A 21,836-nucleotide genomic window follows, 5' to 3' on the forward strand; every position below is an offset into this window, starting at 1 on the left:
TGGTTATGTGCCGCCCACACGCGGCCATCCCGTCTGCACAGTGCGCGCCTTACCGGGCGCGCCACTTGTACAGCCGTCATCTGAAACACCCTTTTGGAGACAGCCATGTCCGTGACCACGGAAAACGGCTCCGCAGCGTTCGCTAGAAACGCCGGTGCCGCGCCATCTACGCCCCCCGACACTTCCCGTTTGACCACCGTCAGCCTCGACGACAAATACACGGCCACTTCCGGCGCCATCTTCCTGTCCGGCATCCAGGCCCTCGTACGCCTGCCCATGATGCAGCGCCTGCGCGACCAGGCCGCCGGCCTCAACACGGCCGGCTTTATTTCCGGCTACCGGGGCTCGCCCCTGGGCGGGCTCGACGAGAACCTGTGGAAAGCCAAGAAACAGCTGGAAGCGCACCACGTGCAGTTCGTCCCCGGTGTCAACGAAGACCTGGCCGCCACGGCCGTCTGGGGTTCGCAACAAGTCGACCTGATCGGCCCGGCCAAGTACGACGGCGTGTTTGCCATGTGGTACGGCAAGGGCCCCGGCGTGGACCGCTGCGGCGACGTCTTCAAGCACATGAACCACGCGGGCACCTCCAAATTGGGCGGCGTGCTGCTGGTGGCCGGCGACGACCATGGCGCGTATTCTTCGACCCTGCCGCACCAGTCCGACCACCTGTTCTCCGCCTCGATGATCCCCGTCCTGTATCCGTGCAATGTGCAGGAATACCTGGACCTGGGCATCCACGGCTGGGCCATGTCGCGCTTTTCCGGCTGCACCGTGGCTTTCAAGGCGCTGGCCGATACGGTCGAATCGTCGGCTTCCATCGATGCCGATCCATTCCGCGTGGAAGTCAAGATTCCGCAGGACTTCGTCATGCCCGAAGGCGGCTTGAACGCGCGCCTGTCGAGCATCCCGCTGGGCCAACAGGCGCGCAACCAGGAAGCGCTGATGCAGGATTACAAGATCTACGCGGCCCTGGCTTACGCGCGCGAAAACAAGCTCAACCACACCACCATCGACAGCCCGAACGCCAAGCTGGGCATCATTGCCTCCGGCAAATCCTACCTGGACGTGCTGGAAGCGCTGGAAGAGCTGGGCATCGACGAGCAGATGGCGGCCGACGTCGGCATGCGCCTGTTCAAGGTGGCCATGCCGTGGCCGCTGGAGCCGGACAGCGTGCGCGAATTCGCGCAAGGCCTCGATGAAATTCTCGTCGTCGAAGAAAAACGGCAAATCGTCGAATACCAGTTGAAAGAGCAACTCTACAACTGGCGCGACGACGTGCGCCCCCGTGTCATCGGCAAGTTCGACGAAAAAGGCGAATGGGTGGCGCCGCGCGGCGAATGGCTGCTGACCTCGAAGGCGGACTTTTCCGTCTCGCAAGTGGCGCGTGTCATCGCCAGCCGCATCGCGCGCCTGATTTCCGACCCCGTCACATGCGACCTGATCAAGGCGAGATTAAGTTTCCTCGACGCCAAGGATGCGGTATTGAAGAAAGCCGTGAATACGCCGTTCCGCCCCGCCTTCTACTGCTCCGGCTGCCCACATAACACGTCGACCAAGGTGCCGGACGGCAGCCTGGCGCTGGCCGGCATCGGCTGCCACGTGATGGCCACGTCGATCTACCCGGAAATGAACAAGCTGACCACGCACATGGGCGGCGAAGGCGCGCCGTGGATCGGGCAAGCCGCATTCTCCGAACTGCCGCACGTGTTCCAGAACCTGGGCGACGGCACGTATTTCCACTCGGGCTATCTGGCCATCCGTGCCGCCCAGGCCGCCAAGGTCAACATCACCTACAAGATTCTGTACAACGACGCCGTCGCCATGACGGGCGGCCAGCCCGTGGACGGGTTGATCACCGTGCCCATGATGGCGCAGCAAGTGGCGGCCGAAGGCATCGCGCGCATCGCGCTGGTGACGGAAGACCTGTCGCGCTACAGCGACCGCAGCAACCTGCCCGCCCACGTAACCTTGCACGACCGCAAGGATATGGATGCCGTGCAGCGCGAATTGCGCGAAGTGCAAGGCGTATCCGTGCTGATCTACGACCAGACGTGCGCGGCCGAGAAACGCCGGCGCAGGAAAAAGGGCGAATACCCTGACCTGGCCAAACGCATGGTCATCAACGACGCCGTCTGCGAAGGCTGCGGCGACTGCGGCGTGCAATCGAACTGCGTGTCGATCCTGCCGAAGGAAACGGAATTTGGCCGCAAGCGCACCATCGACCAATCCTCGTGCAACAAGGATTACTCGTGCGCCAAGGGTTTCTGCCCCAGCTTCGTCACCGTCGAAGGCGGCAGCCTGAAGAAGACCAAGACGGGTGCCAGCAAAGCGGGCGAGACGGACAACTTCGGCCCGCTGCCGGAACCGGTCCTGCCCGCCTGCGACGCGCCGTACAATATCCTGATCAACGGCATCGGCGGCACGGGCGTCATCACCGTGGGCGCCCTGATGGGCATGGCGGCCCACCTGGAAGGCAAGGGCGCGTCCGTGCTGGACATGACGGGCATGTCGCAAAAGAACGGTTCCGTCACCTCGCACGTGAAAATCGCCAGGTCTCCCGCGCACATCCGCGCCCAGCGCATCGCCACGGGCGAAGCGGACCTGATTTTAGGCTGCGACATGCTGACGGCCGGCGCGCAGGATGCCGTGTCGAAAATGCGCCCGGGCCGCAGCCTGGCCGTCGTCAACCTGCATGAGCAGCCGCCAGGCACGTTTGCGCAAAATGCCGACTGGCAATATCCAACGGCGGAAGTGCGCCAGCTGATCGAGGAATCCGTCGGCGGCGCCGAGGCAGCCGACTTCATCGACGCGACCAAGCTGGCCACCGCGCTGATGGGCGATTCGATCGCCGCCAACCTGTTCATGCTCGGCTACGCCTGGCAAAAGGGGCGCATCCCGTTGACGGAAGCGGCCTTGCTGCGCGCCATCGAATTGAATGGCGTGGGCATCGAATCGAACAAGAAAAGTTTCCTGTGGGGCCGCCGCGCCGCCGTCGACGTGCGCCGTGTCACGCAGATCGCCACGCCCACGCAAGCGATCATCGTGCAAATGCCGCAAAGCCTCGATAGCGTCATCAAGAAGCGCGTGGAGTTCCTCACGGCCTACCAGAACGCCGCATATGCGGATGGTTATGTGACTCTGCTCAAGCAGGTACGCGACCGCGAAAACACCCTGGGATTGGGCCAGAAGCTGTCGATGGCTGTTGCCAAGAGCTATTTCAAATTGCTGGCCTACAAGGACGAGTATGAAGTGGCGCGTTTGTACACGGATGGCCGTTTCGTGGAGCAATTGCAGCAGCAGTTCGAGGGGAATTTCTCCGTGAAATTCAACCTGGCGCCGCCGCTGTTCGCGAAAAAAGATGCGAAAGGCCACCTCGTGAAAGCGGAGTTCGGTTCCTGGATGTGGCGCGCCTTCAAGCTGCTGGCGAAAGCCAAGGGGCTGCGCGGCGGCACTTTCGACGTCTTCGGTTATACGGCCGAGCGCAAGATGGAACGCGCGCTGATCGTTGAATACCGCGAACTGCTGGCGGGACTGCTGGTCAACCTGACGGCGGAAAATCTCGGCACCTGCGTGGAACTGGCGTCTCTGCCCGAGAAAATCCGCGGCTTCGGCCACGTCAAGGAAGCGGCCGTCGCCACGTATCGCCAGGACAAGGCGAGATTGCTGGCCAAGCTGGCGGACGGCAGCAAGCACGCGGCATAAGCCGGTCAGCTGGGCTTGACATGACAACGCAGAGCCTCGGCTCTGCGTTTTTTTTCATTCAGGACAGCGCCCCACCGTCGCCCCCGGCAACAGCACCGGTTGCCAGATTTCCTGCAGCCGTTCCGGCGGCGTGCCGGCCAGCAGGGATTGCAGCATTTCCACCATCTTGGCGCCGGCGCGGCGCAGGTCGGGCTGGTCGATGGTGGTGACGTTGATGCCGATCAAGGTATCTTCCACATTGCCCCAGACAATGACGGAGATTTCCTTGCCGATTTCGATGCCCGCATCCATCAGCGCGCGCACCACGCCCACGCCGGACAAGTGATTGTCGACGATGACGGCCGTGGGACGGGGCGAGCAGGCCAGCAATTGCTGCATGGCCTGGTAACCGCTGCGGCGATCAAAAGTATTGTCGAGCAGATAGGCGGGATCGACCGGCAAGCCCGCTTGCGCCATGCAGCGGATAAAGCTTTCCTTGCGTTCATACGCGAAGTGCAGATCCAGCGGCGCGCTCAGCAGGGCAATGCGCTGGTGGCCGTGTGCCGCCAGGAAAGACACGGCCAGGTCGATACCCGTATCGTTGTCGTAGTCAAAATACGCATACGGCGCATCGATGCGCGTGCGGCCGTTCGCCACAAAAGGAAAGCCGACCTTCGTCAGGTAGGCGATGCGCTCGTCGACCACCTTGGTGCGGCCCACCACCAGGCCATCGACCTGGCGTCCGCGCACCATGGTTTCATACGACGGCTGTTCGTTCTGCGGCGATACGGGAGCGATGATCAAACTCATCTTCGATGCTTCCACGGCGTCCGACATGCCATTCACCACGGAAAGAAAGACGCTGTCGCCCAGGTCGCTGGGCAGCAGGGGATAGATCATGCCCAGCACATTCGTGCGGCCGACGGCCAGGCTGCGCGCCAGCGGGTTGGGCCGGTAGCCGACTTTCTTGGCGGCGGCCAGGACGATTTCACGGGTGCGGGAATTGACTTCCGGATAGCCGTTCAACGCCCTGCTGACTGTCGTTTTCGACATGCCGAGGGCAATTGCGAGGCTCTTGAGATTCATGTTAACTACCTGTCTGTATGGCAAAAGAAACCAACTCTGACCGTCAATTATAGCCCAGAGCGCCAAACAGGCCGCGCATTAGCGTGCGCAGACATGGTATAAAAACAACAATACATTGACTATTTAAAAAGCAACGTTTTGAATGCGACCACTTCCACCCTCTCCGTAGCGCCATATCGGCGATAGCAGTCAAGACAAGGTAAAAAGCGACAGCGGGTACTCACTTTGACAAGTGCTGCAGCAACTTCAGGATGCCGGCTTGGGCATGCAAGGCGCGCACGTTAGCATTATCAAGAAAACATAATTTACTGGAACTGTGCGAGAATTTGTCCTACTCTTGATTCAGGTAAAGATTACCGCCTGGCATGTTCGAACAATGATGCCTGGCGCAGCACATCGGCCCGGGCTTCCCCCATCCCTGCACGCCTGGACATACTTTCAAAGGTGAACAATGTGGTCACGCTAACGTCCGTCAACAACTTGCAAGCCTCGCTGGCCACGGCGCAACGCCGGGTCGAGCAAGGCCAGAACCAGGTACAGCGCGACAGTGAACAGCTGGCGCAAAGCCGCCAGTTGCTGGCACGGGAACAGGAATCGCTGAGCCAGACGCAACGCAACAGCCAGCAAGCCCAGGCAGATGCCCCCACCGCCATCAAGGCGCCGCAGCTGGACCAGGCGATCAAGCTGGCCGTGCCGCAGCAAGCCATCCTCGCCGCACCGAAAAGCACGCCCCAGCTGAACGGCTACGGCCAGACCCTGGGACGCCTGATCGACGTGACGGCGTAGGGCGAGCCTACTTCGCCATTTCCTCTTCCAGCATCGCCAGCCACCATTTTTCGCCCTTCTTCGGCTGCGCCAGATCGACCGCCTCGCCCATCTGCGGCGTGGCCAGGTTCACTCCCTGCTTGGCCGCCAGCCCCGTGATGCGGTCAAACGGTTCATGCCAGGCATGCAGCCCCAGATCGAAGGTGCCGTTATGCACGGGCATCAGCCACTTGCCGCGCAAGTCCAGGTGGGCTTGCAAGGTCTGCTCCGGCTGCATGTGCACGTCCGGCCACAGCTTGTCATACGCGCCCGTCTCGATCATGGTCACGTCGAACGGGCCGTACTTGTCGCCGATTTGCTTGAACCCGTCGAAATAGCCGGAGTCGCCGCTGAAAAACACGCGCACGTCCGGTGCGTCGATGACCCACGATGCCCACAGGGTTTGATTGCCGTCAAACAAGCCACGTCCCGAAAAATGCTGCGATGGCGTGGCGACAAGTTTCACGCCGGCAATCGTCACGCCCTGCCACCAGTCGAATTGCTGCACCTTGTCTTTCGGCACGCCCCATTCGACCAAGGTGTCACCCACGCCCAGCGGCGTGACGAAGTGCTCGGTCTTGGCGGCCAGTTGCAGCACGGCCGCATGGTCGAGGTGGTCGTAATGGTCGTGCGACAGGATGACGGCCTTGATCGGCGGCAAGTCAGCGATGCTGATGGGCGGCTGATGGAAACGTTTTGGTCCTGCCCACTGCACCGGCGAGGCGCGCTCGGAAAACACGGGATCGGTGAGGAAAAATTCATTGTTCAGTTTCAGCAACAGGGTCGAATGGCCGAGGCGAAACAGGCTGTTGTCGGGTGCGGCCAGCAGTTGCGCCCGGGTCAAGGCTTGCACGGGCACAGCCGCAGCCGGCACCGTGCTGTCGGGTTTGTCAAAGAAAAATGTCCACATCAGCTTGAGCGTGGCTGCCGTGCCCAGCTTGTGCATCTGCACGGGATTGCGGAACTTGCCTTCGTGACGTTGGGGCGATTCTATCGGTGCGGCAGGCGCGGCGCGCAAGGTGCAAGAACTCATGATGATCAGGACTCCCAGAAAGAAGAGACGACGTGCGACTCGGTGCAAGTGCATATGCGGCCCGGCAAAGAATTAACAAGGATTAAATTACACTACACAGTGTAGTTCCTATTTCTGGCAAAGTAAACCAAGAGGTGTAAAATATTGTTTTCAAAGGAGATTTCCCGCCATGGCCGCACCGCAACGCCTCACCGACCGCAAGCGCGTCGCCATCGTCGATGCCGCCATCGCCGAGTTTCGCGAGCACGGTTTTGATGCGACCAGCATGGACAAGATTGCTGCCACGGCTGCTGTATCCAAGCGCACCGTGTACAACCATTTCCCCAGCAAGGACGAGCTGTTCGCGGAAATCCTGCAGCGCATGTGGGAAAGCAGCATGGCCCAGCCTGCCGTGCCCTATGTTGCCGACCAGCCCCTGCGACCGCAAGTGCTGGCCCTGGTCGAGCAGAAAATGGACTTGCTGTGCGATCCGGCCTTCATCGACCTGGCGCGCGTGATCTTTGGCGAAACCATCCACTCGCCCGAGCGCGCGCAAGCGATGGTGACGCGCCTGAATGAAAAGGAAACGGGCTTGAATATCTGGATCCGCGCGGCGCAGCAAGACGGGCGCATCAAGGCGGGCGAGACGCTGGAAGTGGCGCACCTGCTGATGTCGCCGTTAAAAACCTTTGCCTTCTGGCCGCAGATCACCCTCGGTGAGCCTCTGCTGGGCCCGGCACGCCGGCGCGAGGTGACGGCACTGGCCGTCGATATCTTCCTGTGCTACTACGGCGTGGCAAAACAGACGGCATAAACGGGCGGCAAGTGGGCAGAGATGGTCTGCCAATGCTCGCCCCCGTCGCCGGAATACCAGGCGCCGCCCGTCGTCGACGCCATCAACAGACTGCGCCCATCGTCGGCCAGCGCCAGCCCGTGGCGGTAGACCAGGTCATAGCAATGCTGCTGCGGCAATCCCGCGCGCAACACCTCGAAGGTTTTTCCGCCATCGCGCGTGCGCGTCACGGCCAGCGCGCCATCGATGGGAATACGCAGCACATCCGCCTGCGCCGGCACGAACCAGGCCGTGTCGCCATCGCGCGGATGCACGGCCACGGCAAAGCCGAAATGCGACAGCGGCGCCGTCGTCACTTCCTGCCAGTGCCAGCCGGCATCGTGCGAGCGCCAGATGCCGTTATGGTGCTGGCACCACAGCGCGTCCGGCGTGCCGGCGCTGCGCACGATGCGGTGCGGATCTTGCACGGCTTCGTTTTCATCGAGCTCGGGCGGCATGTAGTCGGCCCGCATGCCCGTCGCGCTCAAGGCCCAGCTGGCGCCGCCGTCCAACGTTTGCCACACGCCGCCGCAGGACACGCCGACCAGCACCTTGTTGCTGTCGCGCGGATCGACGCAGATACTGTGGATGCCGGGCACGTCATAGCCGCCGCCAAACCACTGCGCCCGCTGCGGCACGTGCCACAGGGATTCCACCAGCTGCCAGCTGTCGCCGCGGTCGCTGGAACGAAACAGGCCGCCAGGCAAGGTGCCCGCCCACAGCACGCCGGGCTGGTCCGCGCCGCCGGCCGCCAGCGACCAGATCTGCCGCAAGGTCCAGTCCACGGTATCGGTGCTGTCTTCCGGCTTGGCGGGATAGGCGGGCACGGCGACTTCCTGCCACGCGCTGGCGCCCCCGTCGCGTCGGTGCAGCTTGGCGCCGAAGTGCCCCAGGTTCAGGGCCGCATACAAGGTGCCGTCGCGGCCATCGTGCAGCAGCATGGAAACGGGGTCGCCGGCAAACTGCACCAGCGCCAGCTGCCAGGCGCCGGCCGCATCGACATCGAACTGGAACAAGCCCTTGCGGGTGCCGAGATACGCGCGTTGAGCCATGCCTTGTCCCATGATTAACCTCCGGAAAGTGCCTGCAAGATATACACCTGGCTGTCGGGCAGCAAGGCGTCGTCCAGCACGCGCCGCTCGCGGCAGCGGGCGCCATCGATGAAGATCACCACATTCGGGCGCAGGGCGCCCTGCTCGTCGAGCACGTAACCGCGCAGGCGCGGCTGCCGGGCAAAGGCGGCATCGAGGGCGGCGCGCAGCCGTGGCGCGGCCACCTCCACCGTAGGAACGTCCAGGTAGCGTGCCAGTTGTTGCGTAAAATGCAAATGCGCCATGCTGCCCTTCGACGTCGTCGGCCTCGACTCATTCTAGTCCCCTTTGCGGCCAATACAATTAAAATAGCGGCAAGCACACAAGGAGGCCAGGCATGACGATTACCCCGGAAGAACTAGCGGTGCTGATGCAGGAAGTGGAAGTGGCCGATCCCATCGATTTTGCCGACCTGCCCTTCGACGAGCAGGAATTGCGCGGGCTGATCGCCAACCACCTGTGCGAGATGGCCGACGCGATGGAAAGTTTCAGCCCGGAAGACCGCAACCTGGCCCTGCTGGCCGTGGCGGCCAAGCTGGTGCTGGAAAACCTGGTATTGCACGTGCAGCTGCTGCGCCGCCACGGCTTGCCCGTCAGCGACAGCGTGGACGCCCTGCTGCAGCGGCTGAAGGGCGGCAAGCCATCGTGAATTAATTGCCCGTGCGCACGGCGCGCGCCTGGATGGTGACATCGCTGTCCGCCACGGCCACGCAGGGCAGGATGTAGCCGTCGAGCCGTTCATCGGGGCTGATGCCGGGCCAGTCCACCGTGTAGCGTATCTTTCCCTCGGGCATGTGGCAGATGCACGTGCGGCACGTGCCGTTGCGGCAGGAACTGAGCAGGCGGATGCCGGCCAGTTCGGCGGCAGCCAGCACGGTGGTGCCCGCCTCGGCCGGGAATTGCCAGCCTTGCGGGACGATGGTGATAATAAAGGGCGCACTCATGCGCGCAGTGTAACAGTCAGCTTGCCAAGGTTGTCCAGCTCGCGCCATCCGCATGGCTGCGCAGCACGGCTTCCGCAAAGGCCAGGCCCGCCACGCCATCGGTGACAGTCGGCAGCCAGCCCGCTTCCTTGGGCACGGGCAAGCCCGCCTGCAAGGCGCGAATGCGCAAGGCCGCATCCAGGTACAGCTGGGCGAACGCTTCCAGATAACCCTCCGGATGGCCGGCCGGCACCCGCGTGGCGTGGCGCGCGGCGGCGCTGTCGACCCGGCCCGGGCGCAGCAGCTGGCGGTTGCCGCCCTGCGGCGTAAACCACAGTGCATTCGGTTGTTCCTGGTCAAAGTCCAGCTGTGCCTTGCTGCCGAACAGGCGCAAGCGCACCGTGTTTTCGCAACCGGTCGCCACCTGGCTGGCCCACAGGGTGCCTTTCGCCCCGTTGGCGTAGCGCAGCATGACCTGCACGTGGTCGTCCAAGGTGCGGTGTGGTACAAAGGTCGACAGCTCCGCCAGCACGGCATGCGGCGTCAGTCCGCTGACGAATTGCGCCAGGTGATACGCATGCAGCCCCACGTCGAGCAGGACGCCGCCCGGCCCCGCCTTCTGCGGATCGTTATGCCAGTTGCCCTCGTTCATGCCGCCGGCAGCAATCGAATCGGCCAGCCAGTCCTGCGAATATTCCACCTGCACGAGGCGCAATTCGCCGATGTCGCCCGCCTCGACCATGGCTTTCGCATGACGCAGCAGTGGGTAGCCGCTATAGGTGTACGTGAGCGCAAACAGCAGGTTTTTCCGCTCGGCCAGCGCCGCCAGCGCCTGGCCTTCCGCCAACGATATTCCCAGCGGCTTGTCGCAGATCACATGGATGCCCGCTTCCATGAACGCCGTGGCGACGGGCGCGTGCAAGTGATTCGGCGTGACGATGGCCACGGCCTCGATGCCGTCCGCGCGCGCGGCCTCCATCTGCGCCATGGCGCGGTAATCGCTGTAGCAGCGTTCGGGCGCCAGGTGCAGCGCGGCGCCGCTTGCACGCGCGCGATCCGGGTCGGACGACAAGGCGCCCGCCACCAGCTCGTACTGGTCGTCGATGCGCGCCGCGATGCGGTGCACGGCGCCGATGAACGCGCCCTGCCCGCCCCCTACCATGCCCAGTCGTAAGCGTCGCTGCATGTCGTATCCTTATTTCAAGCCTAGCAAGTGATGAATTTGATCCTGGTCAACCGCACTGCCCGCGAAATCGTCGAACGCGTGTTCGGCCACGTGGATGATGTGCTCGCGGATGAATCGCGCGCCCTCGGCCGCGCCATCTTCCGGGTGTTTCAGGCAGCATTCCCATTCCAGCACGGCCCAGCCCGGAAAGTCGTACTGCGCCATCTTGGAAAAGATCGCCTTGAAGTCGATCTGCCCGTCGCCCAGCGAGCGGAAGCGCCCCGCCCGGTCCTGCCAGTCGCCATAGCCGCCATACACGCCCTGGCGCCCGTTCGGCCGGAATTCCGCGTCCTTGACGTGGAAGGCCTTGATGCGCGCATGATAAATATCGATGAAGGCCAGATAGTCGAGCTGCTGCAGCACGAAATGGCTGGGGTCGTACAGAATCGATGCGCGCGGGTGATCGTTGACGGCGGCAAGGAAGCGTTCGAACGTCACGCCATCGTGCAAGTCCTCGCCCGGATGCAACTCATAACAGAGGTCCACGCCCGCTGCATCGAACGCGTCGAGGATGGGCAGCCAGCGTTTCGCCAGCTCCGCGAACGCCGTCTCCACCAGGCCGGCGGGGCGCTGCGGCCATGGATACAGATACGGCCAGGCCAGCGCGCCGGAAAACGTCACGTGCGCCTTCAGGCCCAGGCGCTGCGAAGCGCTAGCCGCCCACAGCAACTGCTGCGTGGCCCAGGCCGTACGGGCCGCGCTGTCGCCGCGCACATGTTCGGGCGCAAAGCCATCGAACAGGGCGTCGTAGGCGGGATGCACGGCGATCAGCTGGCCCTGCAAATGCGTCGACAATTCCGTCACCTGCAAGCCGTGACGCGCCAGCAAGGCTTTCACGTCGTCACAATACTGCTGGCTGCTGGCCGCCTGTTCCAGGTCAAACAAGCGCGGCGCCGTCGGCAGCTGCAAGCCCTTGTAACCGAGGCCGGCCGCCCATTGCGCCAGGTGCTCGAGCGAGTCGAACGGCGGCTCGTCGCCGAGAAACTGGGCCAGGAAAATGGCCGGACCCTGGATGGTTTTCATATCAATGTCCTGTTAGATAAAGCCGGGGTCAGACCCTCAATGCCGCTAACGCAAAGGTCATTGCTAGCGGGCGAGGGGGTCTGACCCCAGATTTTAAAAAGGCGAGTTCGGAAAGTAGAACTGCTTGGCGTTCTCGCGCGTGATCAGCACCGACGGGATAATGGTGTTGGCCGGCAATTTATCACCTTTCAGGCGCGCTTCCGTCGTCAGCTTGATGGCGTCGTACATGAACTTGGGCGAGTACGATACGTCGGCCACGATCAGCGGGTCGGAGCCATCCATGATCTTTTTCACCGCGCCCTTCGCGCCCGCGCCGCCGAACACTTGCTTGATGTCCGTGCGCTTGGCTTGTGCGATGGCCTTTTGCACGCCGATGGCCATGTCGTCATCGGCGGCCCAGACGGCGTCGATATGCTTGAAGCGGGTCAGGTAATCCTGCATGACCTTGAAGGCATCGTCGCGGTTCCAGTTGCCGTACTTGGCATCGAGCACCTTGATCTCGGGATGGCCTTTCATGACGGCACTAAATGCATCGTAGCGCTCGTTGTCCAGGGTGGTCGGCATGCCGCGCAGCACGACGATATTGCCCTTGCCATTCAGGCTCTTCGCCAGGTATTCGGCCGGCAGCTTGCCGAAAGCCGTGTTGTCGCCCGCGATGTACGCATCCTGCGACTGCGTGTTCGTCAAGCCGCGGTCGACCACGGTCACGTACACGCCCTTGTTTTTGACTTGCGCCACGGGCTGCGTCAGCGAGGCCGATTCGATGGGGAAGATCACCAGGGTATTGATCTTGTTCACCGTCAACATGTCCTGCAGCTGGTTCGCCTGCTCGGGCGCCGTGGCGGCCGTCTTGACGATGATTTTCAGGCCAGGATGGGCTTTTTCCAGCTCCGCCTTGGCCTGGTTCGCCCACCACACGATGCCCGACGTGAAACTGTGCGTGGCTGTGGGAATGGCCACGCCCACCACCAGCTTCTCGGCCGCCTGCGCCGGTCCCATCGGCAGCGCCCATGCCTGCATCACCAGCACTGCCATCCCTGCTACCCGTATAAAGCTCTTCATGCTGCTCTCCTCCAAGGTTGTGGGCGCCCGTTGGCCGCCCTTTCAGAACGCCGCTCTTGTTTTATTTGCGGCCTCGCTGCAGGAAGGCGACGGCGATGATCACCACGCCTTGCACTGCGGCATTCAGGTAGACACTGATGATGCTGGTCAAATTCAGGATATTGCTGATCACGGACAAGAGGATGGCGCCGATCACGGTGCCGACGATACGTCCCTCGCCTCCCTTCAGCGCCGTGCCGCCCACGACAACGGCGGCGATGGCTTCGAGTTCCCACAGCAAGCCCGTGGTCGGCGTGGCCGAACCCAGGCGCGGCACGTACAGCACCGTGGCGATGCCCACGCAGACGCCCAGCAGCATGTAGGTGGCGATCTTGACTCTATCAACATTGATGGCCGCATAGCGCGCCACTTGCTCGTTGGAACCGATCGCCTGCACATGGCGGCCAAACGTCGTGCGGTTGAGGATGATGGCGCCGGCCGCCGCGACGAACAGGAAAATCCAGATCGGTATCGGCGCGCCCAGCACGCTCGTGTAGTACACGGGGCTGTACAGCTCGGACAAGGTGGCGTCCAGGGTCAGCGCGCCGCCATCGGCCAGGTACGTCAATACGGCGCGGAAGATGCCGAGGGTGCCCAGCGTCACGATGAACGGCTCGATATTGCCCTTGCTGATGAGCAAGCCATGCATCAGGCCAAAGCCCGCGCCAAGGATCAGCGCCATGGCGATGCCCAGCACCAGCATGGTGATCGGCGCCAGATTTCCTCCCGCACCTTGCGCCAGCGCATTCATGAAATAGATCATGCAGCCGGCGATCAGGGCCGCCATCGAGCCAACGGACAGGTCGATGCCGCCAGAGATAATCACGAAAGTCATGCCGACGGCGATGATGCCGATGAAGGCCGTGCGCGTGAGCACGTTCATCAAGTTGTCCAAGGTGGCGAAATCGCCATTGAGCAAGGTGCCCGCGATGCACAGGGCCAGCAGGCCCAGCACAGGGCCAAAGCCCTTGATGCGCGCGCCGAATCGAGCAATAGGGGATACGGTGGTATCAGTGCGTGCCGGTTGCATGGGCAATCAACTCCTCTTCAGTCAGGTGGTCAGCAGACAGGGTGGCTTGCAAGGTGCCGGCGCGCATCACGGCGACTCTGTGGCACAGGCCAATCAATTCGATCAGTTCGGATGAAATCACGATCACGGCGCGCCCTTCGGCGGCCAGGCGGTGTATCAAAAAGTAAATGTCGCGCTTGGCGCCCACGTCCACGCCGCGGCTCGGTTCATCGAGCACAACGACACGCGGGTCGGAATGCAGGTATTTCGCCAGCGCCAGCTTTTGCTGGTTGCCTCCCGACAGCATGCGCGCGCGGCTGTCCAGGTCGCCCGTGCGGATATTGAAGTCAAGCACCGCCTTGGCCAGCGCCGCTTTTTCCCCTGCCACATCGAGCCACGGCCGCGCATAGCGCTCCATCGTCATCATGGTGAGGTTTTCGCGCAAGCCCAGGTTCACATGTAGACCTTTTCCCTTGCGGTCTTCGCTCAGGTAAGTCATGCCGTGCTGCATCGCTTGCTTGGGCGTGCGGATATCCACCGGCTGGCCATTGAGCTCGATCGTGCCCGCGCTGCGCGGGCGCAAGCCCAGCAAGGCCTCGAACGATTCCGTGCGCCCCGCGCCCACCAGGCCCGCAAAGCCCAGCACTTCGCCGGCGCGCACCTCGAACGACAGCTCCTTCGACCAGCCCGGCACGCAGAGGCCGTCGACTCTCAGGAGCACAGGAGCTTCTTTCGCCAGCGCCACCTTGACCGGGAACATGTCGGACAATTCGCGCCCCACCATCAGGTTCGCCATCTGCTGGCGCGTGAGGCTGGCCGTCGGTTCGCGCGTGACGAAACGCCCGTCGCGCATGACGATGACTTCGTCCGTGTTGCGCTCGACTTCGTCGAGCTTGTGGGAAATATACAAAATGGTCACGCCATCCGCTTTCAGCTGGGCCATGACGGCGAACAGGCGCTGGGTTTCCGACGACGTCAGGGTGGCCGTCGGTTCGTCCATGATCAGGAAGCGGGCGCGGCGCGACAGGGCCTTGGCGATTTCCACAAGTTGCTTCTCAGCCACGATCAGGTCGCTGATTTTCGTGTCGGGCGATACATCCAGGCCCACCTGTTTCAGGTAGCGCGAGGCTTCTTCCTGCATGGCAGCCTCGTCGAGCAGCCAGCCGCGCGTCTTTTCGTGGCCGAGGAACATGTTTTGCGCCACCGTCAGGTGCTCGGCCAGGTTGAATTCCTGGTGGATCAGCACGATACCGGCGCTCTCCGCCGCGCGCGAGCTGCCAAAGCGCCGGGGCTGGCCATCGATCAGCAACTGCCCTTCGCTCACGGCCTCGTAGCCGGCGAGGATTTTCATCAGGGTCGACTTGCCGGCGCCATTTTCGCCCAGCAAGCCATACACGCGTCCTGGCGACAGGTTGAAACTGACGCCATGCAAGACACGTACGGGGCCGAAATCCTTGCAGACCCCCTCGAAACCGACGGCAACGCTCACTATGCACTCCCTCGCAGAATTAATCGGTGTTGCAGCAGCACGCCCGGCACACTGGCTGCCGGGTCCGCCAGACGCTGCAGCAATAATCGCGCCGCCGTCTCGCCCAGTTCGCGCATCGGCTGGGCGATGGTGCTCAAGCCCGGGTCGATCTGCGCGGCGATGGCAATATCATCGAAACCGATGACGGCCACGTCTTCGGGCACCCTTTTTTTCAGCTGGCGCAGCGCGCTCAGCACGCCGATGGCCAGGGTGTCGGAGACGGCAAAGATGGCCGTGGGCGCATCCGGTCCCGCCATCATCCGCAAGGTGGCGGCCGTGCCCGCTTCGTAATCGAGGCTTTGCACCGTGTGCACCCACTGCGGCTGTACGGGCAGGCCGGCCGCCGCCAGGGCGTCCAGGTAGCCTTGCTGGCGTTGCCGCGCGTACAGATAGCGCTCGTCCGAATTGATCAGGCCGATGCGCGTATGGCCGCGCGACAGCAAATGCGCGACGGCGTCGGAGGCGGCCCGGTGGTTGTCGATGCCGACATAGGGCACGGCCACGGCGGGATCGAATTCGCAGCACGCCACCCACGGCAGGCTGACGGATTCATGCGACAGGGCATGCTGCACCGTGTCCGGATCGAGGCAGATGGCGCCATCGGCGCGGTGCATGCGCAGCAAGTCGAAATACGAGCGCTCGCGGCCCGCATCGGCGCCCGTGTCGCACAGCAGCACGAAATAGCCGTGTTCGCGCGCCACCGTATCGATGCCGCGCACGATCTGCGCATAGAAGGGGTTGCCCACGTCGGGCACCATGGTGAGCAGCATGCGGCTCTCGGCCGTGCGCAGGCTGCGCGCCAGATGATTCATGCGGTAGCCGAGCGCGGCCACGGACGCCAGCACCTTGTCGCGCGTGGGCGCCCGCACCCCGGCCTGCTCGTTCATCACGCGCGAGACGGTGGCCACCGACACGCCCGCATGCGCGGCGACGGCGCTGATGGAGACGGTTTCTGTCGGCAATGGAGAAGGAACGGCTACTGGCATGGCGCTTTTCAATAAAATGTAATCGATTACATTTATAAGCCAGTCGCGCGCCCGATGCAAACAATATCGATGCTGCAATGCGCAAAAAAGAGGCAGGAAGGCGGCACAAGAGTGGCCCTGTGCGGGCCGCCGCAAGCGGCTATTTCTGTGGCGGCGAGGTATTCTGCTGCACGGCAAAACGCCGTGTCGCAGATCAGGGAACACTTATTTCATCATCGCGCAAAACGTCTCGGGATTGCCGTCAAGAATGACGCCGCTGGGCCAGCGGTGGCTGCGCTGCTGCGCGCGCAGCAAGGACGCGGCCAAGGCCGAGTCGCCATCGACGGCGTAGACGAAGACGGGCATGTTCAGGCTGGCGGCGTCCATCAGCAGATTCGGATTGGCATCCAGGCTGCGCGCATCCACGTGCACGCCGGTGGGCATGCCGATCTGCTGCTGTACGCGCTGCAGCCACGGCTTGTCCAGCTTGGGCGGGCGGGCATTTTTCGCGATATAGCGGCTGACCCGGTTGGCGCCGGCCGCCTGCGCATTGCGCGCGTCAAACACGAGCAAGCCCAGATAACCCTGCGGGTCGGCGCGGCGCGCGCACGCCAGGTTGTTCGGCACGCCCGACGTCAAGAACCAGTTGCCGTGCTTGATGTTCGTGCGCAACTGCGCCACCAGGGTGGCGATCGGCGCGCACGACGAGACGACATCCTTGATTTCCGCATTCAGGGTTTTCGCCGGGAAAGCCGTGGCCAGGTCGGCGACGTCGCTGACGAACGGCGGCGTTTCCGGCGTGGCCACGCCACGGTTCTTCATGCTGGCGGCGCGCCAGTCGTCGGCCGTCATCTGCTTGACGGTGCGCGGCGATCCCGTGTCGACCACCCGGCCAGTCAACAGATCGTGGTGCACCACCCAGCTGCCGTCGCCCAGCAGCTGCAAATCCGTCTCGACGCCATCCCAGGTGCCGAAATACGTGTTACGCAGCGCGCTCAGCGAGTTTTCCGGCGCGTTGCCGGCGCCGCGGTGGGCGTGCACCTTCATGCCCAGGCAGTCGGCCTGTACCAACGTGCAGAACGTGCTGAGCAGCAATGCCAGCGCGGCCGCCTTATTTTTGTTGCGCGTGATAGCCATAATGAATTCCCTGCAAAACGTGGATGCGGATCGCTTCGTTGACGGGGTAACTGTAGCCCTGCCCCACCGCCACGACGTGCGTGATATTGGCCAGCAAGCCCTTGCCGGCGATTTGCCAGCGCGTGCTGTCGGGCTCGGGCTGGCGCGTCCAGTCCAGCATTTGCCCGAACAGCTCGCTGCGCGTGACGTTGTTGTCGAGAATGGACAGCATGCCCCAGCTGCCCGCAAAGGCCGTCGCCAGCACACCTGTGGCGATCCAGGCGGAACGGCGGCTCAGCTGTCCATCGGCACCCGCCTGCTCGCCACGGCGCATGGCCAGCAGCAATAATACGACGGTGGCGACCAGGTACAGCAATTTGGAAAAGTGGCCGATGGCGCCCAGCAGCGAGAAGAACAGGGCCACGGGCGGCACGATGGCGGCGCGCGCCGCTTCCTTGCCTTCATGGAAGAACCTGCCACCCGCTTCAAAGTCGGTGCGGCTGGCGCGGTATTCCACCAGTTTTTCCGCCGTCTGGCGATCGAGGAACTGCTCGAACAGGCGCCCGAACTCGGCAGGACTGGCATACGCTGGCTGCACCGTGGCGCCTGCAGGCAGTTTCAACGCTTCGCGCAATTCCGCCTGCACGCCAGGGCGCGCGACAAAGGCGGCAAACGGCAAGCCCGGCGGGATGCGTTCACCGCGCACGGTGACGCCCTTGCTGGCCGCCTCGGCTGTGTAGCGGCGCTTGACGGCGGCGCGGAAGCCCCGCTCGTCGTCGGTACGCCAGTTGGCGGGCACGGGGACTTTCTTGCGCACATTATTGACGACGGCCGCCTGGCGCCGCATCGGCACGGAATGCGGCTGCCAGCCACGCCGCGACAGGCTGCTCACGTATTCCTGCCACGAGGATTGCTGCTTGGCACGCAAACCGGCATCGCTGTCGGGAATGATGCCCGCATACAGCTCCCACTTGCCGCCCAGCTCGCGCATGGCTTCCTGATATTTGTCATAGTAACCGGACGGGCCGCCTGCCACCTGACGCACGTTGGCGCGCACCAGCTGCTCCTTGGCCGGCCCCATGCGCTCGTCAAGATGCCGCACCGACACGGCCAGGAAGGGGAACAGGGCCAAAAAGGACTTGCCTTCCGGCTTGGCGAACAGGGTCGGATCGTCGACCAGGCCTTGCAGTTGCAGGCTGCCGCCTACCAGCGAGCGCTGCAGCAAGGTGGTGTTGAAGGCCATGCGGCGAAATTCCGCGTCGCGTGTATTGACCAGCACATTCACCGTGGTTTTCAGCACCCCGAAGACGACGCCGGCCGTGACCAGGCAGCAAACGATGATCTTTGTCCAGCTGGGGCCGCTGCCATTGTTCTTCAGGCGGCGGCGCCACATCAGCTGCAGCACCACCAGCGCGGCGGCGATGCCGGACAGGCTGCGGCCATAGAATTCCACCCCTTCCACGTCTTCCGGCTTGACGTTGCCGCCCACCACGTCGAGCAGGCGGGCATTGAAGCCCAGCTCGAAGCACAGGTAAATGATCGTCAGGACGATCAGAATCAGGGTCTGCCGGATCTGCAGACTGCGCAAACTCGCGGCCATCTTATTTCCTCAAATCGATGACGACGGGCTTGATCTCTTCAGCCTGGAAGATCATCGGCGCCGCCGGGGTAGCCCCTGCGGCACGCGGTGCAGGCAGGCTGATGGCCGCGGGCGCCGCGGCCCTGGCCGGGGTGTCCTGGCGGCGCGCCTTGGCGCTGGCGCGGCTGCCCGCTTTCGGCGCGGCGGCAGGGGCCGGGGCCGATGCCGGGGCAGGTGGCGCCGGGATCACGCGGCCGCCGTCGCTGCCGGGTATGGTGGCGATGGCGGGACCGGTGGCACGCAAGGCGTCATCGGCAAACGGCTGCGCGCGCGTATCGACGCCGGGCGGCACGGCCACGCTGGCGTTGAGCAGGCGGTTTTCCGTGTAGATCATGCGCGACAGGCGGTTGTAGTTGGGGAAATCGATATTCAGCGATTTCGCGTCCGCCGCCAGCTCCACCCGAGGGCGGTCCTTGCAATTGCCGACCGTCCACTGCAGCACGTCCGTACCCTGGAAGGCCAGCACTTCATAGCGGTAGGCGCAGCCGCGCTCCTGGGTTTCCACGATTACGACGGTGCGCTCGCCCACGTTTTCCACGCGCGCCACGCGGGCCGTGATGGCCTTGTCCAGCGGCACGACGCGAAACGCCTGCGACAGTTTGATCGAATACTTGCCCTTCGGATCCTTGCGCAAGGTGCCTTCCGTGCCGTCGCGCAGGCGGAAGGTGGAAATCGGCGTGCCGAACAGCTCGGCCGTATCCAGGCCCACCAGCACGCCACCACGGCCATTCGGCGTCATGGCGCAGCCCGTCAACAGGACGCTGGCAGCCAGGCCCATGGCCAGTTTGCGCCAGTGCGCGGATGCAAAGTTCTTATACATTGTCATGCTCGATAACTTTCTCTTATTTCGGGGTCAGGGATTGATCACGGCCAGCGGATTGCCCGGGCCTGGCGGCTGTAAGACTTTCTGGCGGTCGCGCGACAGCAGGGTGAAGGCGCCCAGGGTGTCCGGCCCGGCGACGATTTCCAGCTGCTCGCGCTGCAGCCAGGTGCGGATTTCCGCCTCCGTGGCCTCGGCGCGGAACAGCACGCGCATGCGCACGCCCGTCTCGACGCCGCTGCCGCCATTGCGGAATTCCGCATGGCCGACGACGGCGCCCTCTTTCGGCAGGAACAGCCAGGCCGATTGCACCACCATCACGCTGGCGGCCACGGCCGTGACGATCTTCAGCCAGCGGTTCGCATTGGCTGCCTGCACAGGCCTCGATATCGGTGCCGTCGTTTGGGATGCGGCCGCATCGGCCGAAGCGATCTGCAATTGCTGCAGCCCCTGGCGCAGCAATTGCCGGTACGCCACGCGGCCATCCTTGCCCAGCTCGCTAGACAGCGGCGTGCCCGTCAAGACGTAATCGTCTCCCGGCAAGGCCACGCGGGCGATCACGCCCGGTGCCGCAGCGACCCCCGCCCCGTTCGCCCGGCCATGCGTTTCCAGCCAGCGCGCCGCCTGCAGGCGTTCCTGGCTGAACACGCCCAGGCAGGCACCCAGGTCCGTCACGGCCAGGGTCACCGGCATGTCGCACAGCACCAGGCCGGCGCGCGGATCGGCGGGCGCGTCGCGCTCCTCGACCACCAGGCCGCAGGCATCCGCATACGCCGTATCCGGCGTGACGAGCCAGCCGCGCCAGCGCTGCCGCGTGCTGTCCCAGGCGTCGAGCAGCACGGCGCCGAAGCCGGGACGGCGCGCCAGCAGGTGAATCTGTCCACCGGCGATGGGCCTTGCTGCCAGCGGTGCGGCGTCGCTGCGGCGCGCGAAGCGTTGCATCACGTGTTCCGGCACGGGAATGTCGCGCCAGTCGGGGGTATCGCCCGCCACCTCGTCGTCCAGCATGTCGATGGAAGACGGTGGCGATGGCAGGCGCGCGGCAACGATGGCCAGTGTGGGCGTCAATGCAGTCATGCCGATGGCCTTTCATCAGTATTCGGGTGGGTGGACACGGGGTCCATGTGCAGGGATAACGCGGCCACACATAAAATATCCAAAACTATTTGCGCCGCCTGCATGTCGCGCGCGGCCAAGGAGTCCCCCACGCGCAGCTTGAGCAGGCTCAAGACCCAGCTGCCCAGCAAGGTGGCGCGGTGGGCCGGCTCGACAATCTGGCGTCCCGCGCTGGCAGGATCGTCCTTCTGCCTGTGCACCAGGCCCAGCTTGCCGCCGTGGTAATGCGCGGAAGCGATCTGCTCGGCCAGTTCCTTGACAGGCATGCCGCCGCAACCGCAATGGCGCAGCAGCAAGATCAAGTCACGCGGCAAGGTGGCGATAAAACTGTCGGCAGCGGCGCGCACCTGCTGCGGCGTGAGCTGGTAGTCGCGCAGCGGTTCCGCATAGGCGTCGGGCGCCTGCAAGTCGCAGCCTTCTTGCGCATCGGCATCCTCCTCGATGCGCTGCTTGCGCAGCTGGTCGATGATGAAGCGCTTGAAGTACAAAAACAGGGCGCCGACGTGGTGAGGCGCCGCGTCACTATCGCTGTGGAGGACTTTTTCAATAAAGAACTGGTGGCGTAAGTCGGCCAGTGAATCGCCCAGCGACGCCGCCTCGCGCGGGCGGCATGGCGTCAGCGCGGCGATGACACGCTGGTAAAACTCGCCCAGTTCGCCTTGTGTCAGCTGCGGGCGGCGGGTCCAGAAAGCATGAATCCGTTCAAATTGTTCCGATTGCACAGCCGGTCCGATCGTGTGTTGGGGCGGCGCGCGCCACTGGCCGGGAGCGAGGCTGGCCGGTAAAGAGGAAATACGCTGGACAACAAGACAAACTTGTCAGTCAGGTAAAATGCATTTAGGCAATTTTCTCATACCGTACTGGA

The 21,836-nt window shown here is 63.7% G+C and carries 20 protein-coding genes; 4 read left to right on the forward strand and 16 right to left on the reverse strand.

Going from position 1 to position 21,836, the window contains the following annotated elements:
• The first annotated feature begins 105 nt into the window (after positions 1-105).
• On the forward strand, positions 106-3,702 hold the full coding sequence (locus IGS58_RS23400; protein WP_230522826.1) for an indolepyruvate ferredoxin oxidoreductase family protein: 3,597 nt from the start codon (positions 106-108) through the stop codon (positions 3,700-3,702).
• A 54-nt stretch (positions 3,703-3,756) separates the two neighbouring features.
• Here IGS58_RS23400 and IGS58_RS23405 read toward each other — a convergent pair whose 3' ends face one another.
• On the reverse strand, positions 3,757-4,767 hold the full coding sequence (locus IGS58_RS23405; RefSeq protein ID WP_034783651.1) for a substrate-binding domain-containing protein: 1,011 nt from the start codon (positions 4,765-4,767) through the stop codon (positions 3,757-3,759).
• Positions 4,768-5,220: 453 nt separating this feature from the next.
• Between IGS58_RS23405 and IGS58_RS23410 the strand changes: the two genes are divergently transcribed.
• Complete coding sequence (locus tag IGS58_RS23410) at positions 5,221-5,553, forward strand: hypothetical protein (RefSeq protein WP_230522827.1); 333 nt, start codon at positions 5,221-5,223, stop codon at positions 5,551-5,553.
• Between the two features lie 7 nt (positions 5,554-5,560).
• Here the strand turns inward: IGS58_RS23410 and IGS58_RS23415 are convergent, their stop codons facing one another.
• Entirely contained in the window at positions 5,561-6,604 is a 1,044-nt protein-coding gene (locus IGS58_RS23415) for an MBL fold metallo-hydrolase (RefSeq protein WP_230522828.1), read from the reverse strand.
• 169 nt (positions 6,605-6,773) lie between these two features.
• Between IGS58_RS23415 and IGS58_RS23420 the strand changes: the two genes are divergently transcribed.
• Positions 6,774-7,397 (forward strand): TetR/AcrR family transcriptional regulator, encoded by a 624-nt coding sequence (locus IGS58_RS23420; protein WP_099395455.1) that lies wholly within the window; start codon positions 6,774-6,776, stop codon positions 7,395-7,397.
• Here IGS58_RS23420 and IGS58_RS23425 read toward each other — a convergent pair.
• Positions 7,370-8,467: a WD40/YVTN/BNR-like repeat-containing protein gene (locus IGS58_RS23425; protein ID WP_230522829.1), complete on the reverse strand. Its 1,098-nt coding sequence runs from the start codon at positions 8,465-8,467 to the stop codon at positions 7,370-7,372. The two genes, IGS58_RS23420 and IGS58_RS23425, sit on opposite strands and share 28 nt — an antisense overlap.
• 14 nt (positions 8,468-8,481) lie before the next feature.
• Positions 8,482-8,751: a MoaD/ThiS family protein gene (locus IGS58_RS23430; protein WP_034783656.1), complete on the reverse strand. Its 270-nt coding sequence runs from the start codon at positions 8,749-8,751 to the stop codon at positions 8,482-8,484.
• A gap of 92 nt (positions 8,752-8,843) precedes the next feature.
• Here IGS58_RS23430 and IGS58_RS23435 point away from each other — a divergent pair, with 92 nt between their 5' ends.
• Positions 8,844-9,155, forward strand: coding sequence for a hypothetical protein (locus IGS58_RS23435; RefSeq protein ID WP_070258491.1), 312 nt, complete (start codon positions 8,844-8,846; stop codon positions 9,153-9,155).
• Between the two features lies 1 nt (position 9,156).
• On the opposite strand, the gene IGS58_RS23440 is transcribed toward IGS58_RS23435, so the two are convergent.
• The 12 genes from IGS58_RS23440 to IGS58_RS23495 all read right to left on the reverse strand — a co-directional run bounded on the left by IGS58_RS23440 (position 9,157) and on the right by IGS58_RS23495 (position 21,693).
• Positions 9,157-9,450 carry a 2Fe-2S iron-sulfur cluster-binding protein gene (locus IGS58_RS23440; protein ID WP_230522830.1) on the reverse strand — a complete coding sequence of 98 codons (294 nt, stop codon included), beginning with the start codon at positions 9,448-9,450 and terminating at the stop codon, positions 9,157-9,159.
• 16 nt (positions 9,451-9,466) lie between these two features.
• Positions 9,467-10,615, reverse strand: a complete 1,149-nt coding sequence (locus IGS58_RS23445) for a Gfo/Idh/MocA family protein (protein WP_230522831.1) — start codon at positions 10,613-10,615, stop codon at positions 9,467-9,469.
• 9 nt (positions 10,616-10,624) lie between these two features.
• Positions 10,625-11,677, reverse strand: a complete 1,053-nt coding sequence (locus IGS58_RS23450) for a sugar phosphate isomerase/epimerase family protein (RefSeq protein ID WP_230522832.1) — start codon at positions 11,675-11,677, stop codon at positions 10,625-10,627.
• A gap of 93 nt (positions 11,678-11,770) precedes the next feature.
• Positions 11,771-12,697, reverse strand: a complete 927-nt coding sequence (locus tag IGS58_RS23455; RefSeq protein WP_370452836.1) for a substrate-binding domain-containing protein — start codon at positions 12,695-12,697, stop codon at positions 11,771-11,773.
• A 103-nt stretch (positions 12,698-12,800) separates the two neighbouring features.
• The gene (locus IGS58_RS23460; protein ID WP_070258483.1) at positions 12,801-13,808 is read right to left on the reverse strand and encodes an ABC transporter permease; all 1,008 of its coding nucleotides are present in this window, start codon (positions 13,806-13,808) and stop codon (positions 12,801-12,803) included.
• The gene (locus IGS58_RS23465; protein ID WP_230522833.1) at positions 13,789-15,276 is read right to left on the reverse strand and encodes a sugar ABC transporter ATP-binding protein; all 1,488 of its coding nucleotides are present in this window, start codon (positions 15,274-15,276) and stop codon (positions 13,789-13,791) included. The genes IGS58_RS23460 and IGS58_RS23465 overlap by 20 nt, the downstream gene beginning before the upstream one ends.
• Entirely contained in the window at positions 15,276-16,301 is a 1,026-nt protein-coding gene (locus IGS58_RS23470; protein ID WP_230522834.1) for a LacI family DNA-binding transcriptional regulator, read from the reverse strand. Before IGS58_RS23470 ends, IGS58_RS23465 begins: the two co-directional genes overlap by 1 nt.
• 204 nt (positions 16,302-16,505) lie before the next feature.
• Positions 16,506-17,417 carry a glycerophosphodiester phosphodiesterase gene (locus IGS58_RS23475; RefSeq protein WP_052140227.1) on the reverse strand — a complete coding sequence of 304 codons (912 nt, stop codon included), beginning with the start codon at positions 17,415-17,417 and terminating at the stop codon, positions 16,506-16,508.
• Complete coding sequence (locus IGS58_RS23480) at positions 17,392-18,996, reverse strand: hypothetical protein (RefSeq protein WP_230522835.1); 1,605 nt, start codon at positions 18,994-18,996, stop codon at positions 17,392-17,394. Before IGS58_RS23480 ends, IGS58_RS23475 begins: the two co-directional genes overlap by 26 nt.
• A gap of 1 nt (position 18,997) precedes the next feature.
• Positions 18,998-19,855, reverse strand: a complete 858-nt coding sequence (locus tag IGS58_RS23485; RefSeq protein ID WP_230522836.1) for a hypothetical protein — start codon at positions 19,853-19,855, stop codon at positions 18,998-19,000.
• Between the two features lie 33 nt (positions 19,856-19,888).
• Positions 19,889-20,932 carry a hypothetical protein gene (locus tag IGS58_RS23490; protein WP_230522837.1) on the reverse strand — a complete coding sequence of 348 codons (1,044 nt, stop codon included), beginning with the start codon at positions 20,930-20,932 and terminating at the stop codon, positions 19,889-19,891.
• Entirely contained in the window at positions 20,929-21,693 is a 765-nt protein-coding gene (locus tag IGS58_RS23495; protein ID WP_230522838.1) for a hypothetical protein, read from the reverse strand. The genes IGS58_RS23490 and IGS58_RS23495 overlap by 4 nt, the downstream gene beginning before the upstream one ends.
• Positions 21,694-21,836 lie beyond the last annotated feature (143 nt).

The sequence above is a fragment of the Janthinobacterium sp. EB271-G4-7A genome, assembly GCF_020858075.1.
In the GTDB taxonomy this organism is placed as follows: domain Bacteria; phylum Pseudomonadota; class Gammaproteobacteria; order Burkholderiales; family Burkholderiaceae_D; genus Janthinobacterium; species Janthinobacterium lividum.